The organism is Pedobacter zeaxanthinifaciens, from assembly GCF_003313335.1.
In the GTDB taxonomy this organism is placed as follows: Bacteria; Bacteroidota; Bacteroidia; order Sphingobacteriales; family Sphingobacteriaceae; genus Pedobacter; species Pedobacter zeaxanthinifaciens.
The window spans coordinates 234,435-250,346 of sequence record NZ_QMHP01000002.1 but is presented as its reverse complement, the minus strand read 5'-3'; the positions used below and the strand labels follow the sequence as shown (position 1 = coordinate 250,346).

Sequence of the window (15,912 nt, the reverse complement as noted above, 5' to 3'; positions counted from 1 at the left end):
CTAATTAGGAAAATAAATAATCGCTAATGAAAATTGCAGCCATTGATTTAGGCACAAATACTTTTCACCTTATCATTGCGGAAACGCTAAACGGTGAGATGAAAATCCTTTACAAAGCTAATCAGCCCGTTAAATTGGGTGAAGATATCACCAAAGAAAACAAGATTATTCCAGCTGCTTTTGAAAGAGGCTTAGCTTGTTTGGCTGATTTCAAGGCAAAGCTTAACGAATACGATATTGACAAGTTACGTGCTGTGGCTACTTCTGGTGTAAGGAGTGCTTCAAATGGCCAGTCGTTTATCCAACAGGTGAAATTAAATACCGGAATAGAGATAGACGTGATTGATGGTGAACAAGAAGCCCAATTGATTTATCTCGGGGTGAAATATAGCGGAGCAATAAACGGGAAATCATTGATCATGGATATTGGTGGTGGCAGTACCGAATTTATATTTTGTGATGAAAATGGCTTAAACTGGAAAAGAAGTTTTGATATTGGTGCAGCCCGGTTAATGCAAAAATTCTTCAAGTCGGACCCTATCCAAGTTGCCGACCAAGCGAAAATAAACGCTCATTTAGCTGATACTTTAGGAGAATTACTTAACTATGGAGAACAATTCGGTGCAGAAACTTTAATAGGTTCGGCAGGAGCTTTCGAAACCTACGCTGCCATTTTACAGCCAGATTTAAACATCAGCAATATTGCTACAGCAACTATCGATAAGACAGCATATCATTCACTTGCATCGCAGCTAATAGCATCTAGTCATTTAGAACGTACTCAAATTCCAAATTTAATTCCATTAAGAGTTGATATGATTGTAATGGCCACTATGATTACTGATTATGTACTCAGCGCTTTACAGTTAAAGCAAATTAAACTCTCCACTTATGATTTAAAATTCGGTGTTTTACAGCAACTGATTAACGAGCAAAGAAATTAACGCCTTAAGGTACTATTTAAATCTTATCGCTTTTAACGGACTAATCCTACTTACCAACATAGAAGGTAAAATTAATACGAGTGTACAAATAAGTATAGTAGCCAAATTGAGCAGCAGAACGTCAGAAAAATGCACTTCTATTGGCACATAATCCAAATAGTAGTTGCTTTGCTGAAGCTTAAATAAGTGCGTATACTGTTGAAAATAACAGATTCCCAAACCAAGCAGGTTCCCTAAAACCAAACCTATGCCTACCAAATACATGGCGTTATAAAGGAAAATTTTCATCATACTCCAGTTACGCATGCCCATAGCCTTTAACATACCAATCATATTGGTTCTCTCTAATATCATGATGAGCAGCGCTGTTACCATGTTAATTACGCCAACTATCAGCATAAGGATAATTAAAACTTGCGTATTCACATCTAGCAGCAAAAGCCAAGTAAAAATTTCAGGCGTACTCTCCTCAACAGATCGAGATCGAAGTTTCAATTCCAAACCGTTATAAACTTCGTCAGCAACCGTTTTCAATTGGTTGAAATCTTTAATTTTAACCTCTATACCGCCCGTTTCCTGTGGCTGCCAATTATTTAATCTTCTAATTAGAGAAAGATCGCCTATTACAAAGGTTTTATCTAAATTTTCAATCCCAATACTGTAGATACCAACTATTGTGAGCTTTCTTTTCCGAGGAGGATTTTGGACAAAATGCATCACAAAGCTATCCCCTATTTTGAGCATTAATCTTTTGGCAATATATTCCGGAATCAAAATTTGTTGCGCCGCTTTTGTGCTGTCAGTAAAGTCAATTACTTTACCACTTATCAAATGCTTTTTCAGATAGGCCCAATCATAAGTTTTATCTACCCCTTTATAATTCACACCCTCAACCTGACCATTTGCTACAATAATAGCAGGCTTGGTTGCAAAAGGATAAAAAGCTACTAATTGCTTATTTCTTTTGAGGTTATTTATTGTGGTATCATTCGGTATGAAAGGTGATTTTTCGAAAGATCCATTTAAATCGTACCTAAAAATTTGAATATCCCCGACAAATCCGCGGACTTTATCTTGTATTTCGGTTTTAAACCCCCTGATGATTGCCAACGACAAAATCATGACCGATAGGCTTAGCATTACACCAATAATGGCGATGCGAACAATCAGCTTTGAAAAAGTCCTTTCGGCTTTTAAAGAGATTCTATTAGATATAAAATATTCTACATTCAACTTTTTGCAATAAATTGTAACTTAGCAAAAGTGCTAATTCAAAACTGTATTAGTCCATTAATATCAAAAAAACCTGATAATGAACAAATCAACCCTATTTTTAAAAATCTTCCTAATTGTTTTTACTTTCACCGCCTGCGGACAAAACAGCAAAAAAACGCAGAAATCAAAAACAACCGTCAGTTCAAAACAAAGCAACATAGCATTTAAAACAGGTGCTGAACAAACTGCCCTATACCTTCCAATGCTAAAAGGAAAACGTGTAGGGATGGTCGTTAATCCTACATCAGTAATTGGAAAAACAACCACGGTTGACAGTTTGTTGAAACTGGGCGTTAAAATAGTAAAAATATTTGGACCAGAACATGGCTTTAGAGGCAACGCCAGCGCTGGTGTACATGTAGATAATGAAGTAGATGCCAAAACGGGCATCAAAGTAGTATCATTATATGGCAAACAAAGCACACCAAGTAAAGAAAACCTTGCCGATATTGATGTGATGATTTTTGACATTCAAGATGTGGGCGTACGTTTTTACACTTACATTAACACGTTACAACGCGTAATGGAAGCTTGCGCTGCAAACGGCAAGGAAGTGATGATTTTTGACAGACCAAATCCAAATGGTTTTGTGATTGACGGGCCAATTTTGGATCCGAAATTTAAATCTGGAATTGGAATGCAACCTATTCCCGTAGCACACGGCTTAACAGTAGGTGAATATGCTCAAATGCTTAATGGCGAAGGCTGGTTAAAAGACGGGTTGAAATGCAAAATCACCATTGTTAAAAATGCCAACTATAACCATGACATGCCTTATGAGTTGCCTGTAAATCCATCACCAAACTTAAATACGCCACAATCTATTCTGCTATACCCAAGCACTTGTTTGTTTGAAGGCGTTTACGTAAATCATGGTAGAGGCACCCAATTTCCTTTCACAGTGTTAGGCGCACCGTACTACAAGGGCATTTATAGCTTTTCGTTTACGCCTACTGGCATTAAAGGAATGGCCGAAACACCAATATTTAAAGATGAGGTTTGCTACGGAATTGACCTTAGAAATTACGATACGTCGATTTTTAGAAAGACACGTCAAATCAACATCCAATGGCTGATTGAACTTTATCAAAAATCGCCCAAAAAAGAAGATTTCTTTAACACCAAACTAAGTAAAGAAATGGGAACAATTGAAAAATTAATTGGCGTAGCCGATTTTAGGCAGCAAGTTATTGATGGTAAAAGCGAAGCCGAAATTAGAGCTAGCTGGGAACCTGGCTTAAGCAAATACAAAGAAATGAGGAAGAAGTATTTGTTGTATCCTTAAGGTTTTAGTGGTTAGTGGTTAGTGGTTAGTGGTCAGTAGTCAGTAGTCAGTAGTCAGTAGTCAGTAGTCAGTAGTCAGTAGTCAGTATTAAAGGGTTTAGGGCGTTACTAGCAACTTAACCGAAAACTGACCCCTGATTCCTGACCCCTGATTCCTGATTCCTAATTCCTGACCCCTGATTCCTGATCACTATAAACTACCAAGCCTGATCGCCAACTAGCGGAACAAACCTAAAGGTATCAAGTTCTATCCTATCGTACTCGTTTTCGCTCACCCTAATTACGGTAATCATTTTTTGGGATTTTTCATCTCCTACTGGGATTACCAAAATACCGCCAATTTTGAGCTGCTTCAATAAAATTTCTGGTACAAATGGTGCACCAGCAGTTACAATAATTTTATGATAGGGCGCATGTTCGGCAATGCCCTTTGAACCATCTCCTAGAAAAAAATGGGCATGATATCCCATCCCAGGCAGCACTTTGATCGTCCTGCTGTATAAATTCTCCTGGCGCTCGATGGTGAACACCTCGGCACCAAGCTCCATTAACACACAAGTTTGATACCCCGAGCCAGTACCAATTTCAAGCACCTTATCGCCTTTTTGTATGTGCAAAAGCTCAGTTTGATACGCTACGGTATAAGGCTGCGAAATGGTTTGCCCATCGCCAATTGGAAAAGCAATATCTCGGTAGGCCTGATTCCAAAAAGTTTCATCAAAGAAAAAATGACGTGGCACTTTACCTATTGCCCTCAACACTTTGGCATCAGAAATGCCCCGCTCCTTTAAAGTTTCTACAAGTTTTTTTCTTGCACCTTTTTCCCGATAATTATCTACAAACTTATAAGCCATTTCCGTCAAAAATAGGCTTAAAATAGGTATTTAACCAAATGATAATTACTAAAATTTACCAACACAATAACTATTCAACTGTGTTATTGATTATAACTTTAAAGAATAAATAGTTATAGTATTATCACTAAAAGCATTATGCTATCAAATATTTTATATTTTTGCCACATCAATACCATATGCATGAATAGATTTTTACTTGTTATCGCAATATTATTATTTAACGCTAATGTTTTTGCTCAAGTTGAAGGCAACTACAATTATAGTATTGGTATTAGAGGATATAGCTTAATGCAGTTGCCAAAAATAGCGCAACAAACCAATACAGATGACTTTACCAACGTATGGTTAAGCGGTGGCATGTTGAAATTGAACGACAATCAAATGGCTTTTAGAATTAGCGGCTATTACCTTTACAAAAGAGATTATTCGTTTAACAACCAATGTGAAACTTGCGAATCGGCAGTAGGCAATTTGAATGATTTTTCGGTTAAAATAGGTTTTGAGAAAAACTTCAACTACTCGATTATACAACCATACTTCGCAACAGACTTCGGATTTAGATCTACAAGCTTTAAAGGAACGGTGAAACAAGTTAACAGCAGCAGCTTAAAAAAACCATATTCATTGATTACCTCTAAAAATGGCGGAACAGTTACTCCAGTTTTAGGATTGAAAGTAAATATCAGCAAACAGCTTAGTTTATTTACCGAATCGAGTTTGGACTTCTTTTACTTTTACGAACGTCAGGAAACCGTTTTGGGAGATGCAGCAGAAACTAGAACATTTGCAAAATACTACAAATTCGAAGCGCTGCTTAACCCGGTATCAGTGGGCTTACAGTTACATTTAGTGCGCAAAAACTAATATGGATCTACGTCTATCTGCGTAATAACGCTCCTAAAATCTTTTTGCGAATTGAAATCTCTAATGGTATCAACCAATACTGTCTTTACTTTTTGTATGGCCGCAGTTCTTTCTATCTTAAGGATAATTTGCTTGATATAGTAATTTCTGACCCTAGAAACCAGCGGTTGCTCAGGCCCTAATACACGCTTCCCTAATTGGCCTCTTAAATTTGCGGCTAGCGTTTGCGCTGCTAAATTAAGCACATCGGCATCCTTGTGCTTCACATTAATGAAAATCAACCTTGAGAACGGAGGATAATTAAACTGACGACGCTCTTCTAGTTCATCAGCATACATTTGCTCGTAATCATTATTAACTACCTGCTGTATAATGCGGTGGTCATCGGCGTAAGCCTGAATACAAACCTTGCCCTGTTTATCTCGGCGGCCTGCCCTACCAGCAACCTGTGCCAACAGCTGATAACTTCTTTCAAAAGCCCTAAAATCAGGATAGTTGAGCAAGGTATCTGCATTGATTACACCAATTAAGCTTACATTTTCAAAATCCAGACCTTTAGCCACCATCTGCGTACCAATAAGGATATCAGCTTTTTTCTCCTGAAAATCTCTGATGATTTGTTGCATCCCATTTTTAGAACGGGTGCTATCCAAATCCAAACGGGCAATTTTCGCGTCCGGAAAAAGTAAACTCAGTTCCTCCTCAATACGCTCCGTACCAAAGCCCTTTTGCTCCACATGTACTGAACCACAAGCAGGGCAAACATTAATACTGCTTTGGTAATAACCACAATAATGGCAATGCAGCTTTCCACTGGATTTGTGATACGTTAAACTTACATCGCAGTTGACGCATTTAGGCGCATAGCCGCAGGTAGCGCACAACAGAATAGTGGCATATCCCCTACGGTTTTGAAAAAGGATGATCTGCTCCTTCTTCTCTAACGCTTCCACAATATCATCTATCAAAACACTCGTAAAATACGAAGTCATTTTCTTTCTCTTGGTTTCTTCTGCAATACTTACCACCTGTTGCATTGGAAGTTGTACGCCACCAAAACGCTCACTCAATTCCACCAATCCATACTTATCGGTTTTAGCATTATAGTAGCTTTCTAACGATGGCGTTGCCGAACCTAGCACCACTTTAGCTTTATGCAAATGAGCTAAAAATATAGCTGCATCCCTAGCTTGGTAACGTGGTGCTGGATCGTATTGCTTGTAAGAATTTTCGTGTTCTTCATCAACTACTACTAAATTCAATTGCACAAAAGGCAATAACACTGCCGAACGGGCTCCTAATACAATTTGATAAGCTCCGCTTGATACCTTATTCCATATTTCAACCCGCTCATTATCATTAAATTTAGAATGATAAACGCCAATCTTATTCCCAAAATAAAATTTGAGCCTTTCTACAATTTGCGTAGTTAGGGCAATTTCTGGCAATAAAAACAGCACCTGCCCCCCTTTGGCAATGGCATCTTCTATCAGTTTGATATAGAGCTGTGTTTTTCCCGATGCGGTTACTCCATGTAGCAATACCACATCTTTTGCTACAAACAGCTGTTTGATTTCGTTTAAAGCCCTTTCTTGTTGCTCGCTTAATTTGAAATTAGCATCAAACACTTCGCCATCATCACTTAACCTGCTTACCGATCTCATTTCCAAGTCAAAAACTCCTTTATCAATCAAGCTTTTAAGTGATGACTGGCCGCTCCCGCTTTCTTCAACAAGCTGTGTCCGCGAAATAAAACCAGTTCCCCTGCTCAATTTTAGGTAAGCTAAAAGTGCATCCAGTTGTTTTGGTGCCTTTTCCAATTGCGAAAACAGTTGCCTTAAATTTTCATCTTCCCTATAAAATTCGTTTAGCCTAACGAAAGGTTTCAACAAAGGTTTATACTTATCTACTACTTCCTCAGCGGCAACAATTACTTCTTTCGCTATTAGCGAATTGACTAGCGGATAAACGGTTTTTTGCCCAAGTAATCCTGCAACCTCATCTATACTAATGCGATGTTGTTTTTGCAGCACTTCAAAAATCAGTTGTTCCTTTTCAGTTAACTGCAACTCACTAGGCAATTCTTCTTTCAATAAAAGTACAGTTTCGCTAGCGAGCTTTAAACCAGTAGGCAAAGCGGCCGACATTACATCGCCTTCGTTGCACAGGTAATAAGAGGTTATCCAGTCCCAAAACTCAAATTGCTTTGGATTAACTACCGGATGTTCATCTACAACATCAATAATATATTTTGCTTGGTAATGCTCGGGAGGATTTTTACCGATACTTTTTACTAAGGCAGTATAAATTTTATGCTTACCAAACTGTACCACCACACGTTTTCCGATAGCGATGGCTTCGTTTAATTCAAAAGGCACCCTGTAGGTATAGTTGATAGCCAACGATAATGGCAAAACTACCTCTACAAATAAGGTTTCTCTTTCTGTAAAATCCGATGCTAAAAACTGCATTATTTATCTCTAAAAGCGGCTAAAAAAAGAAATACCCACCCCAAAATGAAGAATAAACCGCCAATAGGTGTAATTGGGCCTAAATAACTTGCAAAGTTTAGGTGATAGGCATCCTTAACCGCCAGGAGATAAAGCGATCCCGAAAACAGGAAAATACCTAAACAAAAAAACAAGAACGATAACCCTATTAGTTTGTTTTTGTAACGAGCAAAGGTGGAAAGATAAAGGATAGCAAAGGTGTGATAAAACTGATAATCAACGCCTTTTTGCCAAATATCTAATTGATAGGATGATAGTATATTTTTTAAACCGTGGGCGCCAAATGCACCAAAAATAACAGCTAAAGCTCCAAAAACAGCGGCAGTTAAAATTATTCTTTTGTTCATAGTAAAGCGGCAATATATGTCGCTAAATTAACAAAATGGCTCCACAATCTCTGTAATAGCAAAATTAAATTAAATTTGCATGAGTTTAGTTATGAGAAAAATCTATATCACATTAGCATTATTGATCCTTGGCGTAGCAGGCATGGCCTATCTTTATTTTTCCACCTTAATGAAAGATAGCAACAACAACGACCATGCACTTTACACCGTTGTTAATAGCGCTCCTGTAATTTTCACCTTCGAAAACGATAAAGGTTTTTATGATATTTTAAGTAAACAAGAAGTTACTACCGAACTATTAGGAACCGAAAAAAGCCAATTGCTTAAAACTTTAAAATCAGCAATAGTAGACAACAGTGGTATAAATAACTGGATAGAAGGCAAAAAAGTGATTCTTGGGTTTTTACCTGGGCAAAATAATACAGTTGATTTTGCGATAGCGGTGCAGCTTCAAAATATGGATGTTAATGAAGCTAGCCTTAAAAACCTGAAGGCCGAAATCAAAAAAGAGGGCAATTATTATGAGTTAAAATTTGGAGACACCGCTAAATGCTACCTTAGCTTGAAAAACCAAGCGATCTTCATTTCAAACTCAAAGCAGGGCATAACGCAAATTAACGCTGCTAAAAACACTGAAAGCGATTTTGCAGATTACATTAAGAAGAACAGCAGATTTGCCAAAAACACACTTGCCAACATCTACGTTAACTATGGACAGCTACCTTCGCTATTAAAAAACATCCTTAATTCGACGTTAACCGGCGAGCTCAGTTTATTCAACAAACAGAATGCCTATGCTGCATTGAGCTACAACTTTGGCAGCGACAAGCTATTACTTAATGGCTATACCGAAGTAAACAGCGAAACCAATTTCTTTAAGCTATTTGCTGATCAAAAAGAGCAAAAAGTGAGTATAGACCAGTGCTTTCCTGAACAAACTGCCAACTATACTTTGTTTACAATAGAAGATTACGAAAAATGGAGCAAAGCGTTAAAAAATCTTCAGAAAGAAAATAAAGAAGAAGATAAAATCAACAAGCAGCATCAAGAAATTAACGAGCAGTACCGCATTAAGATTGAGCAGAGCTTTCCAGTTTACTTTAACAAACAACTGGCAGTTTTACAACTTAAAACCGGAGAGAAAATTGGCGTAGTTGATATTAAAAATGGTGATAAGCTAGAACAGTTTTTATTAGATTTAAGTACTGAATACGCTCCAGAAATTAGGATTTTTAAAGAACCACATTTATTGGGGAACTTTTTTGGTGAACCTTTCAAAAAATTTGAACGCCCATTTTTCACCATCATCGACAATCACTTTGTAGTGGCTAATTATGCAAGCACGCTGCAGGTGTTTTTAAACAGCTACCGCGGCAACAAGTTATTGGTTTCAACCAACGATTACACTTACTTTAAGGATCAAATTTCTAGCTCGGCCACCATCGCTTTTTATATCAATAGAGATAACAGCAGCGATATTTTCAGCAAAAATTTAAGGGCGCCGTACTACAAACAATATCAGTCGAAAAACGGCGTTAAGGACTACAATGCCTTTGGTTATCAGCTATCTGCAGACAATGGCAAATTTTTGAGCAACGTATTATTGCTTAAAAACCAAACAACAAATACAATAGATAGCCTGAAATATTAATTTAATAATTGCGTTTATGAGAGCACGCCTTGTTACACTAATCTTGATCATTAGTTCATTTAGTGCCTACTCGCAACAATATGCGCTTTTCAATACCAAAACACTGTTTGATTCATTTGAAAATCCAGCTCAAAAATCTTTTGTGTTAGATTCTTCGCGACAGTTTGCTTCCAATTTTTTAATCCCTTATTTAGATATCAGCAGCTTGAGTAAGGGCAACTCCAACTTAGCCATTAGAAATTTAATAAAACAGGGCTACAGCCAAAATCGTGTTGGCGAATTTGAAAATCCTCAAACGCTGCGTGAAAATGTAAATATCTATTTGATGAATATCAGGTTATTTAAATACCATAAATTTCATAGTGAGATGGGATTTTCTTGGCAAATAAAATCTGAAACCACCATTGACTACGACGAGAACATTAGCAAAGGTCTTTTTTATGATACCTTTAGCAAGTTTGTCACCATACCTAAAATTAATATTTTCAACAATAACGGCCGCCTACAATCTTATCATCAAATTAGCTTCACTTATAGAGAAAATTATAACAAACGCTGGGCGCTAGGCACCAAGGTAAGCTTGCTAAGTGGAATTGGATATGCAGAATTTAACGCAAATAAATCATCGGTAAGCATAAGCGGACAAAACAACAGCATGGATATTGCCATGGCCGCCACGTATCGTTTAAACTATCCGGAAGAAGGAGTTTTCAATTTCAAAAACACTTTGCCCTTCAGAAACTTTGGCGCTGCAATTAGTTTAGGTACTACTTACACTACTAAATCAGGCATCTTTTTAATGGCTAATTTAAAGGATTTAGGCTTCATCAGGTGGGGAAAAACTTCTTACACCGGATATTTCGATATCGACAAAACCAATGTACAGCTAGTGGGCAACGCAAATGAGCAGCAAGACGCAAAACTACAAAGGACCCTGGAGAGCTTGGCCAAAGAAAACACCGAACGTAAGCGTTTCATCACTCCCATTAACAGCAGAGCTGATTTCTTGATTTCAAAAACGTTTGGACCATATACACCTAACCTCATCATCACAAAAAATATATTCGACAAGTTTGGAGAAGCTGCTTTTGTAAATACAATTAAAACGGGGAATATCTCCTTTAGTGCAATTCCCAGTTACAACACCGATAAAAATTTCAGGTTAGGAATACAGGGCATGTATCAAACCCCAAATTTTGAAATGTTTTTGGGAACCAACGATTTAATACAAACTTATTACGCTAGCAAAGACATTATCAACAATAACACGGCGGTTGAAACAGGCTACAACCGAGGCTCGGTTTATTTGGGAATGGCTTTTAAAATAGGTTATGTAGTAGAGCACCCAATGAATATGAGCTGGATGCCTGGCATTGACGACAAAGACCGCAAAAGCTTTTTCAGCAAAATTTTCGGCATTTTCAAGAAAAAGAAATAAGGTTTAAAGCTTATAATGAGCTTACTCTATATTTCGCTAACCTTATAAAACTATACTTTCTTTTTGGGTGTAGTAAGTACAAAATCTTTCAAGTAAAAAGGCTCAAAATAGGCTACATCTTCAAAAGATTTTGACAGGTAGCACTCAAATGCAAGCTCGCTCATCAGTGCGGCACTATTAAAATTCTGGCTATAAAAATGCCCATTTGGATGATCTAAAGTAGTTCTGCATTTTTCAGCACCATCACCAATAAAGGCAACAAAATGGTTTTGCAGTTCAGGGGCAAAACTTTTTTCGTCAATAATTTTTGCGTGTGTATGTTGCACTTCTGCTAAATCGTGGTCAAAAACGGCGGTAAAAACTTCCATCCTACGGGCATCAATCATTGGGCAAATTAAACCGCCAAAGTTTGGATGCTGATCTAGGTAACCACTTGCCATCATTTTTAGGGTGTTAATAGCAATTAGCGGTTTATCCAAAGCAAAACACAAGCCCTTTGCTGTTGAAACTCCAATACGCAGGCCTGTATACGAGCCTGGGCCTTTGCTTACTGCAATAGCATCTAAATCAGCATAATTAATACCGGCTGATTTTATGACTTCCTCAATAAATAACGTTAAGCTAGAGGCATGGATATTTTGCGCTTTCTCTTCTTTTATCGCAATTGTTTTTCCATCTACTGACAAAGCCACCGAACAAACTGATGTTGCTGTTTCTATCTGAAGTATCGTTCCCATTAGCCGCAAATATACGTCGAATATTGATTAATCGGATATTGGCTAATTGTTAATTATTAATGGTTAATGGTTAATGGTTAATGGTTAATTGAAATTGAATGAATGTAAAATTGCATCCAACCACCAATACCTGACACCTAACCACTGACACCTGACACCTGACACCTAATACCTGACACCTAATCATGGTACAGGATCATGCCCATGTCCTCCCCAAGGATGGCAACGGCCAATACGTTTGAGTGTTAACCATCCGCCTTTGAACGGACCGTGTTTTTTAATAGCCTCAACCCCGTATTGCGAGCAAGTTGGTGTATACCTGCAACTGGCCCCTAGCAGCGGCGAAAGTAAGATTTGGTACAACTTAATGATGCCCAAAAACAACCAAGAAAATAAAAGTTTAACTATTTTCATGATGAATTTGCGTCAACAATTTTTGAAGCACTTGGCCCAGTTTTTTTTCCAAAAAAGAATAGGAATGGATTTCCTTGCCTACATACTGCAAGCCCAAAAGCAACAATTTATTGTTACCTTCCAGTTTTTCGTATAACATGGATTGCTTTTGCAAACGATAGGCTTCACGGGTACGGCGTTTAATCAAATTACGATCATGAGCACGCTTATAACGTTTTTTAGCTACGTTAATTACCACTTGTGCAGGAAACCGACTTGGCTGGGCATCGAATAAAAAAGTAGCCCTGTAAGGATATAATAAAAAAGAAGAGCCTTTTTTGAATAGCAAGTCTAACGACTTTTTGCTACATAAACGCTCTTCTTTAAAAAATTTATTCATTTTTTTTGATTGCTAAACTGCAGAAAGTGAATTGATCTGCCTTCACCTAAAAGGTGGCAATCAAAAATTATGCTTTATGACGACGCTCGTCAGAAACTGTCAATCTTTTTCTTCCTTTTGAACGGCGAGAAGCTAAAACTCTTCTACCGTTTGCTGTAGCCATTCTTTCGCGGAAGCCATGTTTGTTTCTTCTCTTTCTTTGCGAAGGTTGGAATGTTCTTTTCATAACTATATAATATCTTAACTAGAGTTTTTAATAAGAGGTGCAAATATAAAGCGATATTTTTAAAATTGCAACAGCTAGATGATTTATTTTAAAATAATCAGAAACTGTTTAAATTTCTGTTGATTAACATACAGGTGTTATGTTGAGCTTGTCGAAACATTTTTTAACAAGACAAGCTCAGACTGACAAGTAAAAAAGTTTAACTGAAATTTAAACAGTTTCTCAGAAAATAGCCAGTGTTGAGCACAGCATCCCACCAATATAAAAAAAGCCCGATAGGCGACCTAAACCTATCGAGCTCCATTTATTAACTAACTACAAATTTTCTTTTTACGCAGCCCCTCTAATTACTCTTAATAAGATAGCCACAATTGCAATTACAAGTAAAGCGTGAATAATACCGCCAGTGTAATAACCTCCTAAAAAACTAATTGCCCAAATGATTACTAATATCACTGCAATTACGTATAATAAATTTCCCATAACCTTTGATGTTTAAGTAAGTAAATTGTTAATTGATCTGATTTTAATATCTAAACAGCGAGGTTTTGAAATTGTTCTAAGTTTTTTTGAAGATGTGATGACAAAACTCTAAATAGGTGAATTTTCAGGGGCTAAAATTAACTATAGCATTATTCATGGATCTATGACTCACACTTTTATACTATAGTGATTTTAAAAACTGAAAAAAGCATAATCCAAAATATCAAAATACTAAAATTTTTACTAATTTTACTAAATATTTTAGTATTTAAAGATGGAAAAATTAGCCCAAAAACTCATCATACAACGCCTACAGCGACAAATTTTGGATTTGGAAGGCTTCAAAACCAACTCCAAACAGCAAAATTCAAAAATAGGGTTTGCTCCTATTGAACAACATTTCCCTAACCAGGTTTTCCCTACAGGAACCATACATGAATTTATAAGTACAGCACCCGAAAACACGGCATGTACCAGTGCTTTCATTTTCGGGCTACTATCTAAACTGCAACAACAAAATGGCATTTACGTATGGATCGGCAAGCAAAAACAATTATTTACTCCTGGCTTAACTTTTTTCGGCATTCCGCCACATCATATTATTTTCATTAACCTAGTAAAACCTAAAGATATTTTATGGGCTACTGAAGAAGCTTTGAAATGCAAAAGCTTAAGTGGCGTAATTAGCGAAGTAGAAGGAATTAATTTTGCACAATCTCAACGCTTGCAACTCACCGTTGAAAAAAGCAAGGTAACGGGTTTTATTTTACGCACACAACCTGAAAACATTACCGCTACCGCTTGTGCTGCCCGTTGGAAAATTACACCACAAGCAAGCGAAAACACAGAAAATATTCCAGGAGTAGGTTTTGCTAATTGGCAAGTAGAACTGCTAAAAGTACGCAATGGTAGCACCGCAAATTTTACAGTAGCTTGGCGCAACCAACAGTTTTATGTTAACGAGCAAAACAACTCAGCACCATTTTTATCACAAGCCATTGGCTCATGAAAAAGCGATATGTTTCTATATGGTTCCCACATTTGGTTTGTGACCAGATGGCAATTAAGCAAAAAGAGCTAAAAACACAAGCCTATGCTTTAGTGGCACATGAACGCAACAAGCAAATGATTGTAAATGTAAGTCACGAAGCTAAAAAATTAGGCTTACGACCAAACATGCCCTTAGCTGATGCCCGGATTACATTTCCAGCACTACAAGCTTTTAAACACCAGCCTCAGCGCCAGCAAAAACTGCTAAAAAAACTCGCAGAGTGGTTCATTAGGTATAGTCCAAGCGTGGCATTAGATGAACCAGATGGTTTATTTTTGGATGTTTCGGGATGCACACATTTATGGAAAAATGAAGCATTATATTTGGAGGAAATTAGCTCGCGACTGGAAAAAGAATACCATTTCCATATTGCTATTGCTGATACTATTGGTGCCGCCTGGGCGCTTTCACATTTTAGCACACAGCAAATTGCAGCCTCAGGACAACAAATGCAAGCCTTGCTCAACTTACCACCTAAGGCATTGCGCTTGCAAGACCCCATTTTACAGCGCCTATCAAAATTGGGTTTTCACCACATCGCTAGTTTTGCACACATAGCTCCCACTACATTACGCAGGCGATTTGGAAATGAGCTTAACCTGCGTATGGGGCAAGCAATGGGACAACAACAAGAAGCTTTTAATGCTATTGAAGAGCCTAACCCGTATAGGGAAAGACTGCAATGCCTAGAGCCCATACAAACCGCTAAAGGCATTGAAATTGCCATTGAAAATTTATTGGAGATCATTTGCGAACGCTTAAAACAAGAAGGTTTGGGAATACGAAATGCTACACTTAACGCCTATCGCCTTGATGGCAAATTACAGCAAATTAAAATTGGCACTAACCAGCCTTCCATCCATATCAAGCATCTTTTTAAATTATTCGAACTTAAAATTAAGCAAATTGAACCTGATTTGGGCATCGAACTTTTTGTAATGGAGGTATTAAAAGTAGAGCCTTTAACCCAACATCAGGAAGCACTGTGGCATACCAATACACATACCAATTTTACAGAAATTGCTGAACTGCTTGACAGGATCAGCATTAAAGCAGGCAAAAATGCCATAAGGCGATATTTACCCCAAGAACACCACTGGCCTGAAAACAGCATTAAGGCAGTGGCCGATTTGACACTACAACCGCAAACCGATTGGCCTGTACACAAACCTAGGCCAACGGTACTATTAAATCAGCCTGAAACTATAAAGGTTACAGCTCCCATCCCCGATTATCCGCCCATGAACTTTACCTACAAAGGGCAAATACACCGTATTATTAAAGCTGACGGACCTGAGCGTATTGAACAAGAATGGTGGACCAATGATGGTAAACATAGGGATTATTACTGCGTAGAAGATGAAAAAGGGCAGCGCTATTGGTTATTTAGGTTAGGCCACTACGATAGCAAAGTACCTGCACAATGGTTTATTCACGGATTTTTTGCTTAAG

At 37.6% G+C, this 15,912-nt stretch carries 16 protein-coding genes; 7 read left to right on the top strand and 9 right to left on the bottom strand.

Annotated features, from left to right (window positions below; translation table 11 throughout):
• Positions 1 to 26 precede the first annotated feature (26 nt).
• Positions 27 to 944, top strand: coding sequence for a Ppx/GppA phosphatase family protein (locus DUT68_RS03655; RefSeq protein ID WP_113635874.1), 918 nt, complete (start codon positions 27 to 29; stop codon positions 942 to 944).
• A gap of 12 nt (positions 945 to 956) precedes the next feature.
• Here the strand turns inward: DUT68_RS03655 and DUT68_RS03650 are convergent, their stop codons facing one another.
• Positions 957 to 2,177 carry an ABC transporter permease gene (locus tag DUT68_RS03650; protein WP_113635873.1) on the bottom strand — a complete coding sequence of 407 codons (1,221 nt, stop codon included), beginning with the start codon at positions 2,175 to 2,177 and terminating at the stop codon, positions 957 to 959.
• Between the two features lie 79 nt (positions 2,178 to 2,256).
• Between DUT68_RS03650 and DUT68_RS03645 the strand changes: the two genes are divergently transcribed.
• Positions 2,257 to 3,504, top strand: a complete 1,248-nt coding sequence (locus tag DUT68_RS03645; RefSeq protein ID WP_113635872.1) for an exo-beta-N-acetylmuramidase NamZ family protein — start codon at positions 2,257 to 2,259, stop codon at positions 3,502 to 3,504.
• Between the two features lie 196 nt (positions 3,505 to 3,700).
• On the opposite strand, the gene DUT68_RS03640 is transcribed toward DUT68_RS03645, so the two are convergent.
• A complete protein-coding gene (locus DUT68_RS03640) occupies positions 3,701 to 4,357 on the bottom strand; it encodes a protein-L-isoaspartate(D-aspartate) O-methyltransferase (protein WP_113635871.1) in 657 nt (218 codons plus the stop codon).
• 183 nt (positions 4,358 to 4,540) lie between these two features.
• Between DUT68_RS03640 and DUT68_RS03635 the strand changes: the two genes are divergently transcribed.
• Complete coding sequence (locus DUT68_RS03635; protein ID WP_113635870.1) at positions 4,541 to 5,224, top strand: hypothetical protein; 684 nt, start codon at positions 4,541 to 4,543, stop codon at positions 5,222 to 5,224.
• Here DUT68_RS03635 and priA read toward each other — a convergent pair.
• Together priA and DUT68_RS03625 are read right to left on the bottom strand one after the other, a co-directional pair.
• Positions 5,221 to 7,695, bottom strand: coding sequence for a replication restart helicase PriA (gene priA / locus DUT68_RS03630; protein WP_113635869.1), 2,475 nt, complete (start codon positions 7,693 to 7,695; stop codon positions 5,221 to 5,223). The two genes, DUT68_RS03635 and priA, sit on opposite strands and share 4 nt — an antisense overlap.
• Complete coding sequence (locus tag DUT68_RS03625) at positions 7,695 to 8,081, bottom strand: DUF423 domain-containing protein (RefSeq protein WP_113635868.1); 387 nt, start codon at positions 8,079 to 8,081, stop codon at positions 7,695 to 7,697. Before DUT68_RS03625 ends, priA begins: the two co-directional genes overlap by 1 nt.
• Positions 8,082 to 8,160: 79 nt before the next feature.
• Between DUT68_RS03625 and DUT68_RS03620 the strand changes: the two genes are divergently transcribed.
• A complete protein-coding gene (locus DUT68_RS03620; RefSeq protein ID WP_157960760.1) occupies positions 8,161 to 9,732 on the top strand; it encodes a hypothetical protein in 1,572 nt (523 codons plus the stop codon).
• A gap of 16 nt (positions 9,733 to 9,748) precedes the next feature.
• Positions 9,749 to 11,170 (top strand): DUF5723 family protein, encoded by a 1,422-nt coding sequence (locus DUT68_RS03615; protein ID WP_113635866.1) that lies wholly within the window; start codon positions 9,749 to 9,751, stop codon positions 11,168 to 11,170.
• 50 nt (positions 11,171 to 11,220) lie between these two features.
• On the opposite strand, the gene tsaB is transcribed toward DUT68_RS03615, so the two are convergent.
• From tsaB to DUT68_RS03590, 5 genes are all read right to left on the bottom strand, one after another.
• The gene (gene tsaB, locus DUT68_RS03610) at positions 11,221 to 11,907 is read right to left on the bottom strand and encodes a tRNA (adenosine(37)-N6)-threonylcarbamoyltransferase complex dimerization subunit type 1 TsaB (RefSeq protein WP_113635865.1); all 687 of its coding nucleotides are present in this window, start codon (positions 11,905 to 11,907) and stop codon (positions 11,221 to 11,223) included.
• Between the two features lie 183 nt (positions 11,908 to 12,090).
• Entirely contained in the window at positions 12,091 to 12,321 is a 231-nt protein-coding gene (gene yidD / locus DUT68_RS03605; RefSeq protein ID WP_113635864.1) for a membrane protein insertion efficiency factor YidD, read from the bottom strand.
• Positions 12,308 to 12,700, bottom strand: a complete 393-nt coding sequence (locus DUT68_RS03600) for a ribonuclease P protein component (protein ID WP_113635862.1) — start codon at positions 12,698 to 12,700, stop codon at positions 12,308 to 12,310. Before DUT68_RS03600 ends, yidD begins: the two co-directional genes overlap by 14 nt.
• Before the next feature lie 67 nt (positions 12,701 to 12,767).
• Positions 12,768 to 12,926, bottom strand: coding sequence for a 50S ribosomal protein L34 (rpmH, locus tag DUT68_RS03595; protein WP_113635860.1), 159 nt, complete (start codon positions 12,924 to 12,926; stop codon positions 12,768 to 12,770).
• 330 nt (positions 12,927 to 13,256) lie between these two features.
• Positions 13,257 to 13,409 (bottom strand): lmo0937 family membrane protein, encoded by a 153-nt coding sequence (locus tag DUT68_RS03590; RefSeq protein ID WP_113635858.1) that lies wholly within the window; start codon positions 13,407 to 13,409, stop codon positions 13,257 to 13,259.
• Positions 13,410 to 13,683: 274 nt separating this feature from the next.
• On the opposite strand from DUT68_RS03590, the gene DUT68_RS03585 reads away from it, so the two are divergent.
• Together DUT68_RS03585 and DUT68_RS03580 are read left to right on the top strand one after the other, a co-directional pair.
• A complete protein-coding gene (locus tag DUT68_RS03585; RefSeq protein ID WP_113635856.1) occupies positions 13,684 to 14,418 on the top strand; it encodes an ImuA family protein in 735 nt (244 codons plus the stop codon).
• Positions 14,415 to 15,911 carry a Y-family DNA polymerase gene (locus DUT68_RS03580; RefSeq protein WP_113635854.1) on the top strand — a complete coding sequence of 499 codons (1,497 nt, stop codon included), beginning with the start codon at positions 14,415 to 14,417 and terminating at the stop codon, positions 15,909 to 15,911. Before DUT68_RS03585 ends, DUT68_RS03580 begins: the two co-directional genes overlap by 4 nt.
• The last annotated feature ends 1 nt before the right edge of the window (position 15,912 follow it).